This window comes from Candidatus Manganitrophaceae bacterium, assembly GCA_012960925.1.
Taxonomy (GTDB): domain Bacteria; phylum Nitrospirota; class Nitrospiria; order SBBL01; family JAADHI01; genus DUAG01.
Map to the genome: position 1 here is coordinate 1 of DUAG01000001.1, position 1,537 is coordinate 1,537.

General features: G+C 48.2%; 1 protein-coding gene. It reads right to left on the reverse strand.

The window, feature by feature from the left end; translation table 11 throughout:
• Positions 1-65: 65 nt before the first annotated feature.
• Positions 66-1,427: a transposase gene (locus tag EYQ01_00005; protein ID HIE64204.1), complete on the reverse strand. Its 1,362-nt coding sequence runs from the start codon at positions 1,425-1,427 to the stop codon at positions 66-68.
• Positions 1,428-1,537 lie beyond the last annotated feature (110 nt).

The following is a 1,537-nucleotide window of genomic DNA, read 5'->3' on the forward strand; positions in this document are numbered from 1 at the left end:
CTTTATAGTTGCTTTCACCTATGTGATAATCCTATTGATGTCATGTATATCAATACCTTCGCCATTCAGAAAGCGACGAGAGGCTCATTTAGTGGGTGAATAGAGCCCAGCATCGGCATGTTCTTTAGGATCTGATCTATTACAATCGGTTCCGCCTGTTGTGGAATCAATTTTAATGTTTCTCGGGCATAGCGCTGGGCGCGGAATTGGGCTTTAAGATCGAGGAGACTGGCCTCGGGAAGGGTCTGGCGAAATGCCTTGAGAAGCCGGTGCGACAAGTTGACCATAAAGAAGGAAAGGCCCACCGCATTGGTGACCGGTGTCTGCTGGACATTCATGAAATCTTCGAATCCCCAAAACTGTTTTGCATCGCGAAAATTGAATTCGATCTGAAATCGAAGCTGGTAATATTCAATAAGGGTGTCATAGGCCAAGTCTAAGTCGCTGCTAAAGAGAATGACTTTTGCCCTCTTCTGGGTGGAGAGATTCGTCTTGACGATAAGGACGATATTGAGTCGGTCGGCAAAGGACTTGTGGCACATGGTAGCCTGGTAGATATCGGTCCGAATCCCCTCTTGGGTATCGGTCTGCACCAAATACTTGGACGGCATGTTCTCATAATCGATTTTGTTCCCATAGACCCGTTTCCGCCCTAACGGTTTCTGCGCTCCTTGATAGAGAAAATACAGGGCTGAGTCGTGTCGTAGTTTCGAGACCAGATGTAGGCCGAGATTCTGTCGTACCATTTGCATCACATTATTGGTTCCAAAATGGCCATCGAGCACCAGGTAGCGTAAAAAATCTAACGGACGAACCCGCTCGATCAACGTCAAGGCCATGCGCTTTACCTGGTGCAGCTCTTCGTTCCAGTTAATCTGACGTTTGTTTTTGTTGGGGCTGCCTTTAGGTCGTCCCGCCTTTTTTTTCTTCTTTGACCCGGTGCGTTTGCGGGAAGCCTTGGCCGCTTTCTCCTGTCGGATTTTCGCTTTTTCTTCCTCGGAGCGAACCACTTGCTCTACACATAGCGGATAGGACTTCCGCTCTTCTACGCTGACTAACGAGAAGGCCAAAAAGGCTAATCCAGGAATGGGCTTGCCAAAGAGGGAGCTGAAAAAACGGTCTAAACCATACGTCATTTTCCCCGCTTTGGTGACCACACTTTCATCGCCCACCAGCAAATACTCCGTCCCCGATTGATATAAATGCGCTTTAAAGAAAAGCCACTGGAGTGTCCCCCAAGGGATCGCCGTGTTATAGAAGCGTTGAATCGTCCGGTAACTACCGCCTTTTTCAGCCCAACGAGACAACCCTAACATCGTGATACGCCCGGTCATCGTAAGCATCGCCTGAACGAGAAGGCCTAAACGCTTGAGCGTGGTCCGATCTAACTCTTGACGCAATACCTGCAGCAGCGTAGTAATATCCATGGGGAGTCTTTGAGGTAAGTAGTGATTTCCAATGTGAGAGTTGAAAATCTTAACATACTCGAAGGCTCCCTTTTACGACACTTTTTTGGCGAAGGTATTGCCAGCTGAGA

What these genes read in the sequence shown, in the direction of transcription:
- EYQ01_00005 (HIE64204.1), bottom strand. Translation starts at nt 1,427, where the DNA reads ATGGATATTACTACGCTGCTGCAGGTATTGCGTCAAGAGTTAGATCGG.